Below are 20,125 nucleotides of genomic sequence, written 5' to 3' on the forward strand. Positions count from 1 at the left end.
TGCCACGAGGACAGACGGCTTTAGCATTGTCATTATAGCATGCCAGGGCTATTTGATAAACACTCCACCAAATGGAATGACTTCCCTTAAGTCGCGTGCGTCATGGGCCGCTGCTCCAGAGACGGGCAGCGCCGTACCGACGGTGTGTACAGCGGAAGTCGCCGCTGTTGTGCGCCGATTGGGCTTGACGTCAGGCGGCAATACGCCTCGCCTGCCTGGCTGCTGTTGCAAAAGCTTATTTTTCTGTGTCGGAGCAGCTATAGAGCCAGGGCCTTCTTTCTCCGTAAGTGAAGCCCCGCGATGTTCCTTGGCATGCTGAATCGGTATACGAATGCGAACCTGTGAATCTTTCATAGACTGAAACCTCCATCAAAGGGCTAAGTGTGCGGCTGGAAGTAAAGATATACTCCCAGATATTCTCAATCATATGAGGTCGTCCACTTTGATAGAACCGTTTTAAGAGAACTGAAAGAATGAAAAAAGACAGGCTTCAAACACAAAAAAACCAAGCCCTTTCGGACTTGGTTCCTAATTGTTTATGCTGCATGAAGCTACATACGTTAAATCTTAGGCGAGGGAAGGCTGAATATTCTTGAACAGATTTCCCGATGTCTCTTCCGGCATTACGCGCTCTGTACTGGGCGAATGATCCAGTTTGGACTCTTCTACGGTCACTCTGTAAATGTCCGCTCCCAATCCAGTCAGCTTCTCAGCCAAATGAACGTAACCACGATCGATGTGATGTACGCCGGATACCTCCGTTGTACCTTCCGCAATAAGTCCGGTCAGAATTAGCGCAGCACCTGCACGCAAATCTGTCGAGGTTACTTTTGCACCTGTCAACTTAGCATTGCCAGTTACAATGGCGGAACGACCTTCGACCTTAATTTCGGCATTCATGAGATGAAATTCATCCACATGCATGAAACGATTTTCAAACACGGTTTCCGTAATAATGCTCGTTCCTTCAGCGGCAAGTTGAAGTGCCATCATCTGAGACTGCATATCCGTAGGGAAACCAGGATAAGGCAACGTTTTAACATCAACGGCCTTTAATGGCTTATCCGCAATGACACGAATTCCGTTTTCATCTGGTTGAATGGTTACACCCATTTCTTCCATCTTGGAAATAACGGGTCCCAAATGATCGGATATAGCGCCTTCTACATATACGTTCCCGCCTGTGATCGCAGCAGCAACCATATAAGTACCTGCTTCTACCCGGTCGGGAATGACCGTATGTTTTACACCATGCAGCTTCTCGACGCCTTCAATACGAATAACGCCCGTGCCTGCACCGCGTACTTTGGCACCCATACCATTCAGGAAGTTCGCAAGATCAACGATCTCAGGTTCCTTAGCAGCATTCTCGATGGTAGTAACGCCCTCAGCAAGAGTAGCGGCCATCATAATATTCTCGGTTGCTCCTACGCTGGCTACATCCAAATAAACTTTAGCTCCACGTAGACGACCGTTACTTTTAGCTTCAATAAAACCTTGACCTAGGCTAATCTCGGCGCCCAATGCTTCAAAACCCTTCAAATGCTGATCAATTGGTCGTGTTCCAATTGCGCATCCGCCTGGAAGCGAGATTCTTGTACGTCCCAAACGTGTAAGCAACGGCCCCATAACCAAAAATGATGCGCGCATTTTCCTAACCCACTCGTAAGGGGCTTCACAGGAAATTATCTTCCGCGCGTCAACACGAATGACCTCATCTTGGTATGTAACGCCTGCTCCTAAGGACTCCAGCACTTTGTTAATGGTCATCACATCGTCTAGAGGAGGTGCATCAATAATAACACTTTCTCCTTCTTCTCCTAGCAGAGAAGCGGCGATGATCGGCAGAACTGAGTTTTTGGCTCCGCTGACTTTGACACTCCCGGTCAATCTGTTGCCACCGCGGACGATAAATTTGCTCATCTATGGTTCCCTCCGCGCGTCATTTCCTTTTTCCATCCTGGAAAAAAAGAACATATTCCGCTATTTTCATGCCTTGCTTTTTCATTACATAAAAAAACAAGATTTTATTAATACCCTAACTGCCATCATACCACTGATTAAAACAAGTATACAAGCGTTTTTTTGTACTTGACAACCATTGTATTCTAACTGATTCAGCCAGTTATACATGTATGGTTCTTTTGTTTACCATTGTTGACAATATGACACGATGTTATTCGACAATTCCCGCAGAGACACAGTCATAAGGTCATATAACCCGGCTACTTCATGTTAAAACAAATTCTAGAGCATCTGGCTCCAAGAGATGTAGCTCAACAGGAAACCAGAAACCAACTGTCCCAAAATAATAGCAAGAAACAAGTGCAGCAATCTGCCCTGTGGTCCTTTGGGTTGCCGGATTAACAAATCCAGCTTCAAGCTCTGTAAAGCCCACCAAGCTAGCGCTATACAGATGAGCGACACGATCATGGAGATCAGCGCGGTCATACTCGCCGATTGACTTAGCTGTTCAGCCAATTGCTGTTTCCCGTTCATCCATAATTCCTCCCATCTGCGTCACAGACTTCTTTATAATACTCGGCGGACGCCTAATATGCCAGTGCTATTTCTGTTTTCAGGACATTTATTTCGACAGAATGTGAATAATCAATTCTGTTTCATGAATTTAAAAGGTACTAAATACCTAGCTGACAAGCAAGAAATAGAACTGCACTTTTGGTAAAGATAGCTAAAAAAAGGGCCCGATCACAGTGATCGAAGGAAGTAAAGGTGTCCCTCTCCTTCTGCCGGACATTCTGTGGCAGAAGTTATGAAGCGGTCTCCTTGTCATTCCATCCGTATACTATGCCGAACCCTTTTAAAATTCCACTTAAAATCCAATATTAATTCTTATTGGTTCTGATACTTGTAGCATTCAATCGGTTAAGCGCCCGTTGCAGAGCTACTTCCGCCCGATGATGATCTATCTGTTCCTGCTTGCTCTGGAGCCGCAGTTCTGCCCGCTCCCTTGCCGCACGGGCACGCTCCACATCAATTTCTTCGGAACGTTCCGCACTCTCAGCCAAAATGACCACTTTATCCTTGCGGACTTCAATAAAGCCCCCATTGACCGCGATCACCTCGGTTTGACCACCGATTTTAATGCGTATCGGTGCAATCTTCAAGGGAGTGACCAAGGGAAGGTGTCCGGGTAAAATCCCAAGATCGCCTTCCGAGCCGCGAACACTGATGCTGTTTACCTGTTCTGTATAGACCAGGCGCTCCGGCGTCACAATCTCTAGTAAATACGTGCTCACTTGAATCCCTCCTGGAAGCTGTCCGCAGACAGCTCACTTCGTAAGGCTCGGCTATTCTCTGCCTGTTGTTTACAACGTTTTAGCTTTTTCAACTGCTTCTTCGATGGCTCCTACAAAAAGGAAAGCCGCTTCTGGAAGGTGGTCATACTTGCCTTCCAAAATTTCTTTGAAGCTTCGTACAGTTTCTTTAACCGGCACATATTTACCCGGGAAGCCGTTAAATGCTTCGGCAACGTGGAAAGGTTGAGAAAGGAAACGCTGGATTTTACGGGCACGTGCTACCAACATTTTATCTTCTTCACTCAGCTCGTCCATACCCAGGATGGCAATGATATCCTGAAGCTCATTGTAGCGGGCCAAAATTTGTTTTACTCCTTGCGCTACATTGTAATGCTCTTCACCTACAACGTCTGGAGCCAAAATCCGGGAGCTAGATGCGAGTGGATCAACCGCCGGGTAAATACCCATTTCGGAAATTTTACGCTCCAGATTCGTTGTTGCATCCAAATGGGCAAACGTTGTAGCAGGAGCCGGGTCAGTGTAGTCATCCGCAGGCACATAGATCGCCTGAATGGAAGTAACGGAACCTTTTTTAGTAGAAGTAATCCGTTCTTGCAATTGACCCATCTCAGTAGCCAGCGTAGGCTGGTAACCTACTGCGGAAGGCATACGTCCCAGCAGGGCAGAAACCTCAGAACCTGCTTGGGTAAAGCGGAAAATGTTATCAATAAAGAGCAACACGTCACGGCCTTCTTGATCACGGAAATACTCCGCCATCGTCAGACCTGTGAGGGCAACACGCAAACGCGCACCCGGAGGCTCATTCATTTGTCCGAACACCATCGCTGTTTTGTTGATAACGCCGGAATCTCTCATTTCATGGTACAAGTCATTTCCTTCACGTGTGCGTTCACCTACACCCGCAAATACAGAAATACCACCATGCTCCTGAGCGATGTTGTTAATCAATTCTTGAATGGTTACGGTTTTACCTACACCAGCACCACCAAACAATCCGACTTTACCACCTTTGGCATAAGGAGCCAGCAAGTCGATAACTTTAATACCCGTTTCGAGCATCTCTGCTTGAGTTGTCAGTTCATCGAAAGAAGGAGCTTGACGGTGAATCGGATTTCTAGCCGTTTCACTCATATCAGCACCATTATCAATTGGCGTTCCAAGCACGTTAAATACGCGTCCAAGGGTAGCTTCGCCGACAGGTACCGAAATAGGTGCTCCCAGATCTATGGCTTCAGCTCCACGAACCAAACCATCTGTGGAAGACATGGCAATACAACGCACACGGTTGTCACCTAGATGTTTTGAAGCTTCGAGCGTCAGATCAATTTTGACTCCGCTCTCCAGCACAGTCCCAATATGAATGGCATTCAGAATTTCCGGAAGCTGTCCACGTTCGAACTCAACGTCGACAACCGGACCCATGATGCTCACTACGCGTCCTTTGTTCATCTTTTGGTTTCCCTCCTACAAGCTTGCACAGCCGCAAATCCGAACCACTCTGATTTGTTTTGCGCCCGCAATTTATCATAATAGTGTAGACCCTGCTTTAAAACAGTCGCAACAAGCCTGATTAAGACTGAGCGCTTGCCCCTGCAACGATTTCCGTAATTTCCTGGGTAATAGCCGCTTGACGAGCACGGTTATAGGTCAAGGAAAGCTCACCGATTATCTTGGAAGCATTCTTCGTAGCAGATCCCATCGCCGTCATCTTCGCTCCCAGTTCACTAGCTTTACCATCCAGCAAAGCGCCGTAAATGAGCGTTTCCGCGTAACGCGGCAGCAATACTTCCAGCACTCCTTCTGGTGAAGGCTCATACTCATAGTTAATTGAGGATGAAGCTGTAGCCGAATCCGGTGTTGCCATTGGTAACAGACGATCAACTGTTGGAATTTGAGTCAATGCGTTGACAAAGCGGTTATAGCATAGATAAAGCTCATCAAATTCTTTAAGTTCAAAGCCTTGTACAGCCTTGCTTGCAATCGTTTTGATATCTGCAAAAGCAGGTGTATCCGACAGATCTATTACCGATTCAGCGATAGGAAATTCACGACGTCTGAAATAATCCCGTCCTTTTCGCCCAATGATGAAAATCACAAATTCATCCTGTGAACGGTGACGTTCAGCAATCGTCTGCGTAACCTGTCGCAAAATATTGGCGTTATAACCACCAGCCAGACCACGATCAGATGTAATGATGAGATAGGCAGTCTTTTTAACCGGACGCGTTTCCAGCATTGGATGCTTGATGTTATTCGCTCCAGAAGCTATGCTACTCACAACTTCCTTAAGCTTTTCCGAGTAAGGACGAGCCGACTCCGCTTTCTCCTGAGCTTTTCTCAGCTTGGATGCAGCGACCATTTCCATCGCTTTCGTGATCTGCTTCGTACTTTGCACACTTTTAATCTGACGTTTAATCTCGCGCATACCTTTTGCCATGATTTCACCACCTTCAAGCTTTGGCAAAGCCAAAGCTAACTTCGTAAGCAATCCCTTAGCTTGGGCCAGGTCCAAGCACTTCGTAAGATTCAAATCCAGCCGGACATATGTTAAAGGGCCTGTTATTGAGGGTAAAACATGCCAAGGAAGCCAAAACCCGGAGGGCACGCTTCCTTAGGACATCTTTCATCATAAACAGGCAAATTCCAATGTATTAAACCGACGTGGCGAATGATTTTTTAAATTTCTCGATAGCCGCCTTCAAAGCCGCTTCGTTATCAGCCACCAAGTCTTTCGTGTCGCGGATAGATTGAAGCACGTCCTGATGATCGGACTGCATGAAAGACAGGAAGTCTTTCTCAAAACGTTTCACATCCGCTACAGGGATATCATCAAGGAAGCCTTTTACAGCAGTATACAAGCTCACTACTTGTTGCTCTACAGCAAGCGGTTGGTTAACACCCTGTTTCAGAATTTCCATCATACGTGCGCCGCGATCCAGACGGGCTTTTGTGGATTTATCCAAGTCGGACCCGAATTGGGAGAACGCTTGAAGCTCACGATATTGAGCAAGATCCAGACGCAGGGAACCTGCTACCTTTTTCATCGCCTTAATCTGAGCTGAACCACCTACACGAGATACGGAAATACCTACGTTGATCGCCGGACGTTGCCCTGCATAGAACAAGTCAGCTTCCAGGAAGATCTGTCCATCCGTGATGGAAATAACGTTGGTTGGAATATATGCAGAAACGTCGGAAGCCTGTGTCTCGATGAACGGCAATGCGGTAAGTGATCCGCCGCCCAACTCATCATTCAGCTTCGCTGCACGTTCCAGCAAGCGAGAGTGCAGATAGAAAACGTCACCTGGATATGCTTCACGACCCGGTGGACGGCGCAGCAACAGGGACAGTTCCCGGTAAGCTGACGCTTGTTTAGTCAAGTCATCATAAACAACAAGGACATGCTCGCCTTTGTACATGAAATATTCACCCATGGCGCAGCCAGAGTAAGGAGCAATGTACAGCAAAGGTGATGGTTCGGAAGCAGATGCCGTAACGACAATCGTGTATTCCAGCGCACCGTGACGACGCAATGTTTCAACAACTTGAGCTACCGTGGATTGTTTTTGACCAATAGCGACATAAATACATTTCATACCGTTGCCTTTTTGGTTCAAAATTGCATCGATTGCGATAGAAGTTTTCCCTGTTTGACGGTCACCAATGATCAACTCACGTTGACCACGACCAATCGGAACCATCGCATCAATAGCTTTAATCCCCGTCTGCATAGGCTCATGTACCGATTTACGGGCCATAACGCCTGGAGCCTGACTTTCAACCGGGCGGAATTCTGTCGTAGCAATCGGTCCTTTACCGTCTACTGGTTGTCCCAGTGGGTTAACTACACGTCCGATCAATGCTTCCCCTACAGGGACCTGCATGATCTGACCTGTACGTTTTACTTGACCGCCTTCACGAATGTCTGAGAATTGACCCAAAATAACAACACCGACATTACTTTCTTCCACGTTGAGCGCCAAGCCCAATACGCCAGTGTCGAATTCAACCAATTCACCGGCCATAACTTTTTCCAGTCCGTAGACGCGGGCAATACCGTCGCCGACTTCAACAACAGTGCCGACTTCAACGACCTCGATATCATTTTTATATTGTTCAATCTGACTTTTAATCAATGAACTGATTTCCTCAGGTTTGATACTCAAGTGTGTTCACCCCTATCTTCTATACTCGTCTGTTAAAGGATTTCTCGAGACGATCCAGCTTGCCGGCCAGACTGCCGTCGTACAGTGTATCGCCGATAACCACTTTCAATCCGCCCAGCAGACTCGGGTCCACTATATTTTCCACACGGATTGTTTTATGTTCACGGGCTCCGAATTCCTCGGCTACCGCTGTTTTTTCCTGATCACTTAAAGCATAAGTCGAATAAACCTTTGCATGAGCAAGTCCCAGCTTGTATTCCTGAATATCGAGGTATCCGGCAAGGAGAGATTCGAATAAATCTGCTCTACTGCGCTGAATCAACAGCTTGATCGTGTTAATCAACGAGGCAGACAGCTTGCCTTCAAAACTGTTAGCCAGAACCTGAAGCTTGACCGCTTCCGTAATGTTAGGAGAATTAATGAATTTACGGATTTCAGCATCCCCCGATACAGCCTCTACAAAAGCACGTAGCTCCTGCTCGGTTTCCATAATGGTCTGTTCCTGCTCTGCCACTTCATACAAAGCTTTCGCATACCGTTTGGCAACTACCGTATCCCGGCTCATGCTTTGCCTCCTACCTCTTTAAGGTATTGGTCGACAAGCTCTCCCTGGACTTGGTCTTCCTTGATTTCCTTTTGAATCAGTTTGGAAGCAATTTGTACCGAAGCTTTACCCACTTCGCTGCGCAGCTCGGCAACTGCCTTATTACGCTCGCTTGTGATTTCACGAACAGCTTCGTCTTTCAGGCGGACAGCTTCGTCTTTGGCCTGAACAATAATTTGCTCCGCTTGCTTGTTACCTGTTTGTTTTGACTGCTCAATAATGTCGTACGCTTCCTTACGCGCCTGCTGGAGAGCCTGCTTTTGCTCCTCAACATAAGCAACAGCCTGTTCACGCGTCTGTGCCGCCTCATTCATTTGCTGTAATACAAGCTGACGGCGCTTCTCCATAACGGAAAAGAGAGGGCCGAATGCATAACGCGTCAGTAACCAGTACAAGATCAAAAATGCAATGATTGTGAAAACGATACTTGTCCAATTTAAACTCAATTGAAGTCACTCCTTTCCGGTGAACGTCGGTTCTGGATCTTTCATGTTCAAACGAACAAAGAAGGCGCGGATGGCTGTGCCTTCCCCGCCAAACCTTGCTAGGTTTAATTCATTAAGCTTTAGCGTAAAAAATAAACGCCAGAACGACACCGATAATAGGCAGGGCTTCGACCAGACCTACACCGATAAACATTACCGTTTGCAATGAGGACTTCGCCTCCGGCTGACGAGCGATACCTTCAACCGTTTTACTTACAATCAGACCATTACCAATACCTGCGCCGAGCGCACCCAAACCTACTGCGATAGCTGCTGCTATTAATGCCCAAGCTCCCATTTTTAAAATCCTCCTTAGAGATGTGTATTTGTATTGTACATGTATTTGCAGTTAAGAGCGAAGCGCACTCCTGAACTTAACTAAAAACCCGAAACTAAATTTACCTAATGCTCTTCTTCATGCGTGTCAATTGCCTGTGAAATATATACGAACGTCAAAATGGTAAAGACGAACGCCTGGATACTGCCGACAAAAATACTAAAACCTTGCCAGACAACGAGTCCCAATACCGAAGCAATCCAACCTCCAACACCAATCGTCGTCAGTTTCAGCAGAACACTGATCAAAACCTCGCCGGCAAAAATATTACCGAATAGACGCATACCATGTGTCAATAGTTTTGAGAACTGCTCAATCAGGTTAATTGGCAAAAAGAAAGGAAATGGCTGAATGTAATGCTTGAAGTATGCTTTGGTATTACGGAAGATCCCCAGATAATGAACCAAGACAAAGATCATCAATGCCAGTCCAATGGATACCCCTGCATCTGCGGTAGGTGATTTCCACCAGCTGATACCTACATGGGCAGCTTCGCCCGGGTGAGACGCTTGTGCTTGTTCTAAAGCTTCTTTGACTGGAATGATTTCATGTCCAAATACTTGGGCACTTTGCGCATTATCGAATTCGGTCACAATCCCGAACGGTAAGCCCAGCATATTCCCCACGAAGATGAACATGATAAGCGTCATCCCCAAGGAGAGGAATGGCTTCCCTTTTTTCAAATCCATCGTACTGGATATGAGCCCTTGAACGAATTCCACAACCCATTCCATAAAGTTTTGCAGCTTGCTCGGATTGTCCACAGACAAATTGCGTGTCGCAGCAAAAGCCAGTCCAAACACAATCGCGCAGGTCACAACCAGCATAATAATGACGGACAAGTCAATGTTAAACCCGCCCAATTGGATAATCGGTGATTCATGCAACATGTTTTCTCACCCCTTTCTCAGTTGAGCCATCATTTTTCCTGAAGCGCGAATATGATGCCTATAATTAAAAGAAGAAATTGACCAGTCACCAGGCTTGCCATTACAGCGATCTCATGGAAGTAGGCCGGAAATTCTATCGCCAGCACCACCGCCAAAATAGAGGTCGAAATCCGAATTCCAAAGCCGATGCCAACCTTTTTCTTCTTGCCTTCACCGGCAGCTGCACTCGCAACCTGTCGAATTTTGTAGGCCATATACAGCACATTAAGACAGCTTACTCCCGTTCCCAGAATGATTCCGTGAGCAATGTCACGATGTTGGGGCATGAAGGCGGAGACCAGGAAACACAGAGCCATAATACCAAGCGCTACGATCCATAACATTTTTTGCATACGGGTCATCTCATTCATGGTTATCCCTCAGTACCTTTCCGATCACAAGGGCAATACTTAATGCGCCTACAACCAAGCCTGCGAGAACGCTTACGCCAATCCAAATTCCGGAGCCACCAAGTTTGGCATCAATCCATTTTCCGGCATAGAAACCACCCAGTGTGCATATCGCCAAATCAATGCCGATCGCGCTCACCAGTCCTATAGCCTTGAAGGCATTTCCGGTGTTATTTCGGTTGTTGTTTTGCTTGGAAGGTTTGACCACTTTTCCATGTCACCCCTGCAATTCCAGTCCATTTTACTTAAATGTAAGATGCTTTGTCAATTGAGATATTTTAGCGCCCTAAAGTATAAAATCAGTCGACAAAGCATCTTAAAATGCTGTATCCCTTGGTAACCGTACAGTTTAACTGTATGCTTGCCTTGTAAAGAATAATTATATCGGACGAACACCTTTTGTGAACATTGTGTGAAATTCTTTAGGACGTTCAGTTTGAACCCCGTAATGGTGCAAAATCGCATTGACAATTCTCACTGATGCTTGTCCATCTCCGTAAGGATTCGCTGCCTGACTCATAGACTCATACAACGCAGAATCTGTCAAAAGAGCCTTGGTCCGATTGTACACATTCTCTTCACTTGTACCTACCAGTTCCAGGGTACCTGCTTCAATTCCTTCCGGTCTTTCAGTCGTATCACGCAGCACCAGGACAGGTACTCCGAACGAAGGCGCTTCTTCCTGAAGACCACCGGAATCCGTAAGAATCAGATGTGTATGTGGATAAAAATTGTGCAGATCCACGACATCCAGCGGATCAATCAGCTTAATACGCGGATGATTGCCTAAAATCTCAAATGCAGGTTCCTTCACAGCCGGACTCGGATGAACCGGATAAACAATAGCGATATCCTCAAACTCGTCCGCAATTCGCTTAACCGCATTAAAAATCTGACGATGCGGTTCCCCTTGGGATTCCCGGCGATGTGCTGTCATGAGAATCAGGCGTTTGCCCTGAGCCCAGTCCAGTACCGGGTGCTCGTAATCTTGGCGAACCGTATACTGAAATACGTCAGTTACTGTATTGCCTGTTACATATATTCGCGATTCAGGTTTATTTTCCTTCCGCAAATTACCAGCCGATAAAGAAGTAGGCGAGAAATGCAGATCAGACAGTACTCCTGTCAGCTGACGGTTCATTTCTTCAGGATATGGAGAAAGCTTGTTCCACGTCCGCAAGCCCGCTTCTACATGCCCTACTTCAATCTGCTGCATAAAGGCTGCGTAGCTGGCCAGGAAAGTCGTCAGCGTATCGCCGTGAACCAATACGATATCGGGCTTGACCTCACGCAGTACGGGTTCCAGACCTTGAAGTACACGCATGGAAATTTCATTGAGTGTCTGGCGATCCTTCATTACATCCAGATCATAGTCAGGGTGAATATTAAAAACTTCCAGAACCTGATCAAGCATCTGGCGATGTTGAGCTGTGACGCATACCACGGACTCGATATGCTCCGGGTGGCGCTGAAGCTCCAAAATGAGAGGAGCCATCTTAATAGCTTCCGGACGCACTCCAAAAATTGTCATCACTTTGATTTTGGACATTTTCTGTTGAACCCCTTTTCATAAATAAATGCCCGCTTCACAGATCTTCCCTTATTCAGAAAAATGACCTGTCTTAGCGTCCATAGATTTTGCCGAACCGCCAAAGGAAGTCTACTTGGTTCCGTACAAGCGGTCTCCCGCGTCACCAAGACCCGGAATGATGTAGCCATGATCATCCAGACGCTCGTCCAGTGCAGCAACATAAATGTCTACATCAGGATGCGCATCCTGCACAGCTTTCACTCCTTCAGGAGCGGCAATCAGATTCATCATTTTAATTTGAGTGCAACCTCTCTTTTTCAAAACATCAATCGCCGCGATCGCCGAGCCGCCCGTTGCAAGCATCGGATCAATCACGATCAATTCACGCTCAGTTACATCGGTAGGCAGCTTCGTATAGTATTCTACGGGTTGCAATGTCTCAGGATCGCGGAACAGTCCCACATGCCCTACCTTTGCTGCGGGCAGCAGTTTAACGACGCCATCCAGCATACCCAAGCCTGCACGCAAAATCGGAATGAGGCCCAGCATACGACCAGAAATCACTTTACCTTCCGTCTCAGCAACTGGTGTCTGCACCGTAATGCTTTCCAGCGGGATATCCCGTGTAATTTCATAAGCCATCAATGTTGCTACTTCATCCACCAGTTCGCGGAAATCCTTGGTGTTGGTCCGCACATCGCGGATAAATGTAAGTTTGTGTTGGATCAAAGGGTGATCACAAACCACCAGTTTTGCCATGATATATTCCCTCCGGTATTATCGTCACGTTCTTTCGCACCAGCATATCGAACATCCTGAGTCGAAAGGATCTATGTAACCTATTTGTACAAACCAAATAAGCACAGATGCAATGCGTGCCTGTAAATCCTGTTTATTATAACATTCCCTTGATTGATTTAACACCTGCCACCGCAACCTTTTGTCAAGGGAAAGATATGATAAGTAAAATACTTAATGAGACCGCTTTATGGGTGACTTTTGTCACATAAAATCACATCAAAAAGGCCCTGACGGCACTTGACCGTCAAAGCCTACGAGCTTTAAACTTTCTGCCTGAGCTATAGCCTTTGCATCCTCATGCAGCGGTATTCTTTTATCTATACTTCAAATTATCCCACGCTCCCTGAAATTGCTGTAGCATTTCGTCCTTCGTAATAACTCCTGCAATATAGGCTTGCATACTACTGCTTAAATCCTGATTCAGCCCTTTCGGGAAGCGTTGGAAGTTCCAGCTCCATATCTTGCCTTCCCTCACATGCCGAGATATTTCCGCACCTAGATCACCTGTCGTCTCGTCACTGGACGTGATACTTTTGAAGGCGGGAACGAACTTAAACTCCTTGGTAATATAATGCTTGCCTGTTTCCGATGTGACCAGCCAGTTGAGAAAATCCTTTGCCTCCTGCTTCACAGGCGAATTTTTATTGACCACCCAGTTTGAGGCCACTCCCACAGCGAGTCTACCTCCTGTGGAGGGATCATTGTCTATAGGCGTAGGCAGAATACCCAAATTCAAGTTAGGATTAATTCCATCCATTTGCGGCTGAGTCCAGTTGCCCTGGTGCATCATAGCTGCCTTGCCTGTCGAGAACAATGTTACTTGTGTATTGTAATCCGTCGTAAGAGGATTGCGATTTCCATATTTTAAGGTCAGGTCAAGCAACTTCACCCACTGATCGAACACAGGGTTACCGGGGATGCGAGCAGTTCCTTTGTTTAAATCCTCAACATAACTTTCCGGGTTCGGCTGTCTGGCAAAAGGGATATTGATAAAGTGGTTCCCTAGAACCCACCATTCAGCATACCCGTTAGCAAAAGGTATAATCCCTGCCGCTTTCAGTCGCTTGGCTGCTTCCTCCAGTTCATCCATCGTCTGAGGCAGTTTGGTTATGCCCGCTTTTTTGAACAAATCCTTGTTATAGACAAAACCAAAGCCTTCCAGGTTCATAGGCTGTCCGTAAATCTTACCGTTAACCGTCATCGGCTTACGGGCGAAATCGTCCAGATCCTTCACCCATGGCTGATCCGACAAATCCTCCAAGTACTCAAACCACGTATCGCGGTCCTGGTAGCCCTCATTTGTGAAAATGTCGGGCTGATCGCCTGATGCGAATTTAGCTTTTAACGAAGCACCGTAATCCGTACCGCCTCCGACAGATTGGATATCCAGCTTGATGCCAGGGTGCGTTCTTTCATATTCTGCCTTCAGCTTGTTCAACGGTTCCGAAATCTCTACTTTGAATTGATAAATGTGTATCGTTTTCGTCCCACTCTGTTGAGCTTTCGTATTTCCACAACCTGCAAGTGTACATGCGAGCAGCACCATCAGGGAGATGACAAGCAGCGCTGTTTTTTTCATCGGTTATCCCTCCCATCAACCTTTGACCGCGCCGGCTGCAATGCCAGAAACGATGTATTTTTGCATCACCAGAAAAAACACAACAATTGGCGTGATCCCCAATACCAGCGCTGGCAGCGCCAAGTCCCATTGCTTGGTGTACTGGCCAAACAGCATATAGGTTGCAATTGGAATGGTACGGAGCTCAGGATCATTCAATATGAGCGAAGGCAACAGATAGTCATTCCAGATCCATAAGGTGTTCAAAATAAGTACGGTTACGAACATAGGCAACAGCAGTGGACAAACGATGCGAAAGAACACCCCGTACCGGGAGGAACCGTCCACCCTCGCAGCCTGCTCGATCTCGATAGGTACCGTTTTAATAAAGCCATGAAAAAGAAAAACGGATAAAGGCGCTCCAAAACCCAGATAACATAAGATCAGCCCCGGTATACTGTTGTTCAAACTCAATACGTTGGACACTTCCATAAGCGGCAACATAATGGATTGAAAAGGAACTACCATCGCAGCCACAAGCAAACCGAACAGGAACCGGTTAAAAGGAGTGTCATGTCGAACCATCTGGTAAGCAGCCATCGAGCTGATTAGCAGCAAAAGCGCATTGCTGACGATCGTGACGATCAGTGAATTCCCCAGCGCTGTGGGAAAGTTTATTTTATTCCAGGCGTTAGCATAGTTTTCAAAACGGAAGGTTGTCGGCCACGAAGCGGAATGGGCCAAAATGTCGCCAAAAGATTTAACAGAGTTCACGAGCAAAAAATAGAACGGAACCAGAAAGATCAACCCGATCACAATAAGCAATATTTCAGCAACCCATGTGCTAAAACGATAGTTTGACGTTTTTTCCATTACATTTCGACCTCCTTTTTCTTTGTGAGACGCACCTGAATGCTGGTAATGATCGCAACGACCACAAAGAAAATCATAGCTTTGGCAGTCCCTAATCCAAGACGATTATTTGTAAACGCTTCATTATATATATCCAACGCTACGGACTCTGTCGACTTGAATGGTCCACCCTTCGTCAAAGCCAAATTCAACTCAAATACTTTAAAGGACCAGGATATCGCCAGGAACAAGCAGACGGTTACTGCCGGCATAATAAGTGGCACTACGATATGACGCAAAATCTGTCTTCGGCTCGCACCGTCTATTTGCGCCGATTCCGTAAGGACATGAGGGACATTATTTAACGAGGATATGTAAATAACCATGAGATAACCTGCGTATTGCCATACAAACACAATGACAGTTCCCCAAAAAGCAGTTGGCCCATCACCCAGCCATGGCAGTTTGAAAAAGGAAAGCCCTGTCGCCTCCCCCACCGCAGAAAAGCCGCGCACAAATATAAATTGCCAGATGAAGCCGAGCAGCAAGCCGCCGATCATATTAGGCATAAAAAATACAGTTCGCAGCGCATTACGGGTACGCAACGGCTTTGTAAGCGCATAGGCCAGGAAAAAGCCGATCAGGTTCGTCAGAATGACACCACATACGGTAAAACGGACCGTGAACCAGAACGCATTACGGAAATCTGGATCATCTCTAAAAATATGAATGTAATTTCCTAGTCCGAGCCATCGGACATTTTCAGATACTCCATCCCAGTTCGTCATGGAATAATACAGCCCCAGCAGGAACGGAATGACCATAATCAAGACGAAAAACAACGCCATCGGTCCTACAAATACGAGTTGTTGTAATAATTGCGCGGATTTTCTTTGACTCAATGCAATCACTCCTTTGTTGTAGATCATGAAGGAAAGCGCAATAAATCCTTACTGTAATCGCTTATTACCCAAAAATGTCAGTTTCGAGTCGTCCGGAATCAAAAAAGGCTGTTCTCCCTCCAGCTTACGGAAGGAAAACAGCCTTATAACATAAATAATAGAAATGTCGATGAATTAGTATTGAGTTCCTGGATAGATCGGGAACTTGTCTGTCAATTCGCCAACCGCTTGGCTCGCTTTGGACAATACAGTATCATCTTTTGGGTTTTTAAGGGTTTCGGCAATGATTTTACCGATTTTGACCATAGCCTCTTCATCCATACCACGAGATGTCGCAGCAGGTGTACCAATACGGATCCCACTGGTAACGAACGGACTAGTCGGGTCAAAAGGAATTGCGTTTTTATTAACCGTGATGCCCACGGAATCCAATACATGCTCCGCTTCTTTACCTGTGATATTCAAATTGCGCGTATCCAACAGCATCAGGTGGTTATCCGTACCACCGGATACAATGTTAATACCCTCAGCCAGCAGTGTATCAGCCAGCACTTGTGCGTTGCGAACTACGTTTTGCGCATAGGTTTTGAACGATGGCTGGAGCGCTTCACCCAAGGCAACCGCTTTGGATGCGATCACATGCATCAGTGGCCCCCCTTGAGTACCAGGGAAAATAGCTTTATCAATCGCTTGCGCCCATGCTTTGCGAGTCAGAATCAGACCCCCGCGCGGACCACGCAGCGTTTTGTGTGTCGTTGTTGTCACAAATTGGGCATGCGGAACTGGACTTGGGTGAATGCCCGCTGCCACGAGACCTGCGATATGTGCCATATCGACCATGAACAGAGCACCTACATCATTGGCAATGGAAGCAAAAGCTTCAAAATCAATAGTACGCGGATATGCACTCGCGCCAGCTACAATCAGACGAGGACGGTGCTTGAAGGCTGCCTTGCGCACTTCATCGTAGTCGATGCGGAAATTATCTTCGCGTACACCGTAAGCAGCAAAGTTATACAACAAGCCGGAGGCATTAACCGGACTTCCGTGTGTTAAATGACCACCATGCGCCAGATTCATACCCAACACAGTATCTCCAGGTTTGAGAGCTGCCAGATACACCGCCATGTTGGCTTGTGCCCCAGAGTGAGGCTGCACGTTAGCATGCTCGGCGCCGAACAGTTCTTTCGCGCGGTCACGTGCGATGTCTTCGACGATATCTACATGCTCACAACCACCATAGTAGCGTTTGTTCGGATAACCTTCAGCATATTTATTCGTCAGCACGGAGCCCATTGCTTCCATCACTGCTTCACTGACGATATTCTCGGATGCGATCAGCTCGATATTGTGGCGTTGTCGTTTCAGTTCAAGTCCCATTGCTTCCATCACTGCCGGGTCACTTTTACGCAGGTGTTCCATCATGATTGATTACTCCCTCTCCATAGTCAATTGTTGGGTATACAAGCAAACGCCTGCTCCTCTGTTGGGTACCTCATATCAATGCAAAAAAAAGTTTAGTACAAACATGCCGCCATGCCAAATGCTAATCGCAGTTTCCGCCGACTTCTTGTTCCAGACTGTACACCGCCCGTTGTCCGCCAATAAGTGGAGGACGGGTGAACGCCGCTGTCACACGTGCTTCACCAATCCAGCGAAGGCTTGGGCGAAACGGAACGGCAATCGGCCGCAGATGCATGCCAATCAGCGTTTCGCCAATGTCTATCCCGGCATGCGCCTGCACGTTCGCCGCCAAACACGCGTCACTCATAGAACGATAGGCGACGGTGCCCATAGAGCCTCCTGCTGTACGAACAGGAACAGCTGCAACCTCCATCAGTCCCAGTCGCTCCAGCACAGCCCGTTCAACGACCAGCGCTCGGTTCAAATGCTCACAGCATTGAAACGCCACATCAAAGCCATACTCCCTGCGAACGGACTCTACTCCAGACAACAGTTGCTGAGCCACATCGAGCGCTCCCGCCGTACCAATCCGACTTCCAGCCACTTCACTTGTGCTAGCGCCAATAACTAGCAGGCGGCCAGCCTTGAGACTGGCTGCTTCTGCGATTTCCCGCACGACAGAAGTGGTCTGTGCTTCCAGCGAAATCTCATGATCCAATTGTCCCACCATTGGAACCTCCTTTGGTTGAACAGCCTCTCAGAGACTAGGCACGGTCTCATGCCCCAAGTTCAACACACTCTCTCCTGATCACAATCTGACTATATTATAGCCGATGTTTCAGATTTCGAGCAGAAAAAATGGAGAACCTTTAAAGGAATCAACTCTCAGCTAAAAATCTGGCATAACTTGTATATGAAAAAAAGAGCAGTCCACACCTATGTGGAATTGCTCTTTTGCCCAGGCGACCGGCCGTATATCCGATGCTCCATCGTGGTTAATCCCACTTTTGTCGCCAGTTACATCGGATTCTCATTTTTCCACCTTATCTTAACGGATTAACCGCCGAAAATCAACAGATTCCGTACAAAACAGATGAGTAATACCAATTTTATTCGGAAGAAGCCTTTAGCTTGTCCAGCAGCTTATGCAGCGCCGTACGGATTTCCGCAGCTGTGACATCGTAGTCCTCTCGCGAACCGCCAAACGGATCTGAAATATCAAAGCCCGGAATCCGTTGGTGTAATTCAATCATTCGTTCACGCTCCTGTGCCGATAGCTCTTGTCCGAGTGAAGCCATCAACTGCTGTGAAGCATATAAACCATCCAACTCCTGTACATCATTCAACACCGCATCCCGGTTCTCCACATATTCCTTAAGCGTAAATACTTTTCCCGCCGTTTGGGGAAAGCGCTGAATTACGTGCTGTTTATGTCCTTGCGTCAAGGTTAAGATCAGATGCGCCCACCCGGCAAGCCCGTCGCTCAAAGGGGTTGAAGTGATCTGATCGGATATACCGTGATCACGTAGAACCGCCTCTGCATGTCGGGATATCGGCGTGCCTTCCATCGCGGCTACTCCCGCAGAACGCACTTCCAGTTCTAGCCCATGCTCAGCAGCCAACTTACGTAGCATCCCTTCAGCCATTGGACTGCGACAGGTATTCCCTGTGCATACGAATAAGATATTCTTCAACGTTTTCACCCCCCGTATGTTAAAAATATATAAAAACAGAGGATTACTATAATCTTAATTCTTTAGTATAATCCTGCATTTATTTTACACTGTCTACGCTAAAATCAAAACATAAACATAAAGCCGAATGCCAACAAAATGGCACCACCCACTGCTTCCCCATAATCTCCTAGATTACGGCTGACCTTGCGACCCAATAGCAGGCCCAACATCGCCATTGCTCCCCCGCAAAAGCCAAACGCCAGAACGGACAGCACCAGATCACTTTGGAACATACCCAGTGACACTCCTACAGAAAATGAGTCAACGCTCACCCCAAGTGCAAACAGCAAAAGGCCTAAAGGCGAACGATGATCCAATACCTGTACGCCGTCCCCTTTAAAGGAATTATACACCATATGCCCGCCCAAAAGGATGAGTAGACCCCCTGCGAAGTAGGCCGTCACATGACCTAATAAAGAACTCATATAATGGCCTGTGAACATTCCCAGCAATGGCATCAGAATGTGAAAAAAGCCAATAACAGTACTGATGCGCAGCACGTCTCGCAGGCGTATCCCCTTCATGCCGATCCCTACACCCAGCGATAACGCATCCATTCCTAGCGCTACCGCCATGATCAGAATCGTTACAACCTGCCCGGCATGGGCAGAGGCTGCCAGCATACTCCATCCCTCCATTATCCGTCTGTTCTTGTACACGTTATGCGGACAAGGGGCAAATCAGTACAAGCATGCACTAAAAGTACCCAATACCAAGAATAAGGAGAGAGGAGAAATTTAATATAAGAGGCTCCGATTCGACGGAAGCTACAGACGGACGATTCGGTGACCTGCCGCTTTAAGCAGGCGGTTCATGACAGCGTCTCCCAATCCTTTCGGCGGACATGATTCCGCCAAAATGTAGGTGACGCCGTCCTCGTCGCAGCGGCGCAGCACGCCGTACAGGCGCTGCGCTGCCTCATGGAGCGCGTCCAGCTTGCCTAGCGTGTAGACGCGTTCTCCGGCGTAGCCGGCGACATGCTCGTCGAACGCGAGCACTGCCGTGCGCTCCCCGCGCGCGGAAGCCTCCGCCAGCGCAGCGCGAATCCAGCCCGTCACCTCAACGGACGACGGGCCTTCTACCACGCTCAAGCGGCCTCGCGGCGCGTAGTGCGTGTACTTCATACCCG

The 20,125-nt window shown here is 47.3% G+C and carries 23 protein-coding genes and 1 riboswitch; all 23 genes read right to left on the reverse strand.

The features are described 5' to 3' along the window. Window positions 1-48 precede the first annotated feature (48 nt). A complete protein-coding gene (locus AC6EJC_RS26150; RefSeq protein WP_444956435.1) occupies window positions 49-354 on the reverse strand; it encodes a hypothetical protein in 306 nt (101 codons plus the stop codon). A gap of 213 nt (window positions 355-567) precedes the next feature. After that, a complete protein-coding gene (gene murA, locus AC6EJC_RS26155; RefSeq protein ID WP_444956436.1) occupies window positions 568-1,923 on the reverse strand; it encodes a UDP-N-acetylglucosamine 1-carboxyvinyltransferase in 1,356 nt (451 codons plus the stop codon). A 324-nt stretch (window positions 1,924-2,247) separates the two neighbouring features. Beyond that, window positions 2,248-2,499 (reverse strand): DUF1146 family protein, encoded by a 252-nt coding sequence (locus AC6EJC_RS26160; RefSeq protein WP_013373430.1) that lies wholly within the window; start codon window positions 2,497-2,499, stop codon window positions 2,248-2,250. 347 nt (window positions 2,500-2,846) lie between these two features. Next, window positions 2,847-3,260: a F0F1 ATP synthase subunit epsilon gene (locus AC6EJC_RS26165; protein ID WP_444956437.1), complete on the reverse strand. Its 414-nt coding sequence runs from the start codon at window positions 3,258-3,260 to the stop codon at window positions 2,847-2,849. 69 nt (window positions 3,261-3,329) lie between these two features. Continuing rightward, a complete protein-coding gene (gene atpD / locus AC6EJC_RS26170) occupies window positions 3,330-4,730 on the reverse strand; it encodes a F0F1 ATP synthase subunit beta (protein WP_013312323.1) in 1,401 nt (466 codons plus the stop codon). Window positions 4,731-4,851: 121 nt separating this feature from the next. After that, window positions 4,852-5,718, reverse strand: coding sequence for an ATP synthase F1 subunit gamma (atpG, locus tag AC6EJC_RS26175; protein ID WP_444956438.1), 867 nt, complete (start codon window positions 5,716-5,718; stop codon window positions 4,852-4,854). Between the two features lie 214 nt (window positions 5,719-5,932). Next, the gene (atpA, locus tag AC6EJC_RS26180) at window positions 5,933-7,447 is read right to left on the reverse strand and encodes a F0F1 ATP synthase subunit alpha (RefSeq protein WP_444956439.1); all 1,515 of its coding nucleotides are present in this window, start codon (window positions 7,445-7,447) and stop codon (window positions 5,933-5,935) included. Between the two features lie 19 nt (window positions 7,448-7,466). Continuing rightward, window positions 7,467-8,012: a F0F1 ATP synthase subunit delta gene (locus AC6EJC_RS26185; protein WP_250240604.1), complete on the reverse strand. Its 546-nt coding sequence runs from the start codon at window positions 8,010-8,012 to the stop codon at window positions 7,467-7,469. Continuing rightward, window positions 8,009-8,497, reverse strand: a complete 489-nt coding sequence (atpF, locus tag AC6EJC_RS26190) for a F0F1 ATP synthase subunit B (RefSeq protein ID WP_190298130.1) — start codon at window positions 8,495-8,497, stop codon at window positions 8,009-8,011. Before atpF ends, AC6EJC_RS26185 begins: the two co-directional genes overlap by 4 nt. 112 nt (window positions 8,498-8,609) lie before the next feature. Then, on the reverse strand, window positions 8,610-8,834 hold the full coding sequence (gene atpE, locus AC6EJC_RS26195; protein WP_444956440.1) for a F0F1 ATP synthase subunit C: 225 nt from the start codon (window positions 8,832-8,834) through the stop codon (window positions 8,610-8,612). A gap of 104 nt (window positions 8,835-8,938) precedes the next feature. Then, entirely contained in the window at window positions 8,939-9,763 is an 825-nt protein-coding gene (atpB, locus tag AC6EJC_RS26200) for a F0F1 ATP synthase subunit A (RefSeq protein ID WP_444956441.1), read from the reverse strand. A 29-nt stretch (window positions 9,764-9,792) separates the two neighbouring features. Beyond that, window positions 9,793-10,173, reverse strand: a complete 381-nt coding sequence (locus tag AC6EJC_RS26205; RefSeq protein WP_444956442.1) for an ATP synthase subunit I — start codon at window positions 10,171-10,173, stop codon at window positions 9,793-9,795. Continuing rightward, the gene (locus AC6EJC_RS26210) at window positions 10,166-10,420 is read right to left on the reverse strand and encodes an AtpZ/AtpI family protein (protein ID WP_013312330.1); all 255 of its coding nucleotides are present in this window, start codon (window positions 10,418-10,420) and stop codon (window positions 10,166-10,168) included. Before AC6EJC_RS26210 ends, AC6EJC_RS26205 begins: the two co-directional genes overlap by 8 nt. A gap of 171 nt (window positions 10,421-10,591) precedes the next feature. Further along, window positions 10,592-11,761, reverse strand: coding sequence for a non-hydrolyzing UDP-N-acetylglucosamine 2-epimerase (gene wecB, locus AC6EJC_RS26215; protein ID WP_444956443.1), 1,170 nt, complete (start codon window positions 11,759-11,761; stop codon window positions 10,592-10,594). 111 nt (window positions 11,762-11,872) lie between these two features. Further along, on the reverse strand, window positions 11,873-12,502 hold the full coding sequence (gene upp / locus AC6EJC_RS26220; protein ID WP_013312332.1) for a uracil phosphoribosyltransferase: 630 nt from the start codon (window positions 12,500-12,502) through the stop codon (window positions 11,873-11,875). A 355-nt stretch (window positions 12,503-12,857) separates the two neighbouring features. Continuing rightward, window positions 12,858-14,123, reverse strand: coding sequence for an ABC transporter substrate-binding protein (locus tag AC6EJC_RS26225; RefSeq protein WP_444956444.1), 1,266 nt, complete (start codon window positions 14,121-14,123; stop codon window positions 12,858-12,860). 15 nt (window positions 14,124-14,138) lie between these two features. Continuing rightward, window positions 14,139-14,975, reverse strand: coding sequence for a carbohydrate ABC transporter permease (locus tag AC6EJC_RS26230; protein ID WP_444956445.1), 837 nt, complete (start codon window positions 14,973-14,975; stop codon window positions 14,139-14,141). After that, the gene (locus AC6EJC_RS26235; RefSeq protein ID WP_444956446.1) at window positions 14,975-15,856 is read right to left on the reverse strand and encodes a carbohydrate ABC transporter permease; all 882 of its coding nucleotides are present in this window, start codon (window positions 15,854-15,856) and stop codon (window positions 14,975-14,977) included. Before AC6EJC_RS26235 ends, AC6EJC_RS26230 begins: the two co-directional genes overlap by 1 nt. A gap of 174 nt (window positions 15,857-16,030) precedes the next feature. After that, window positions 16,031-17,281, reverse strand: coding sequence for a serine hydroxymethyltransferase (gene glyA / locus AC6EJC_RS26240; protein WP_444956447.1), 1,251 nt, complete (start codon window positions 17,279-17,281; stop codon window positions 16,031-16,033). A gap of 121 nt (window positions 17,282-17,402) precedes the next feature. Beyond that, window positions 17,403-17,990, reverse strand: coding sequence for a TIGR01440 family protein (locus AC6EJC_RS26245; RefSeq protein WP_444956448.1), 588 nt, complete (start codon window positions 17,988-17,990; stop codon window positions 17,403-17,405). 219 nt (window positions 17,991-18,209) lie between these two features. Further along, window positions 18,210-18,291: riboswitch (ZMP/ZTP riboswitch) on the reverse strand. 78 nt (window positions 18,292-18,369) lie between these two features. Continuing rightward, the gene (locus tag AC6EJC_RS26250) at window positions 18,370-18,954 is read right to left on the reverse strand and encodes a low molecular weight protein arginine phosphatase (protein ID WP_190298134.1); all 585 of its coding nucleotides are present in this window, start codon (window positions 18,952-18,954) and stop codon (window positions 18,370-18,372) included. 104 nt (window positions 18,955-19,058) lie between these two features. Further along, window positions 19,059-19,619 carry a manganese efflux pump MntP gene (locus tag AC6EJC_RS26255; protein ID WP_023990719.1) on the reverse strand — a complete coding sequence of 187 codons (561 nt, stop codon included), beginning with the start codon at window positions 19,617-19,619 and terminating at the stop codon, window positions 19,059-19,061. 144 nt (window positions 19,620-19,763) lie between these two features. Then, window positions 19,764-20,125, reverse strand: a 362-nt coding sequence (locus tag AC6EJC_RS26260) for a Sua5 family C-terminal domain-containing protein (protein ID WP_444956449.1), incomplete at its 5' end; no start/stop codon positions are given.

The sequence above is a fragment of the Paenibacillus sp. TY11 genome, from assembly GCF_059772165.1.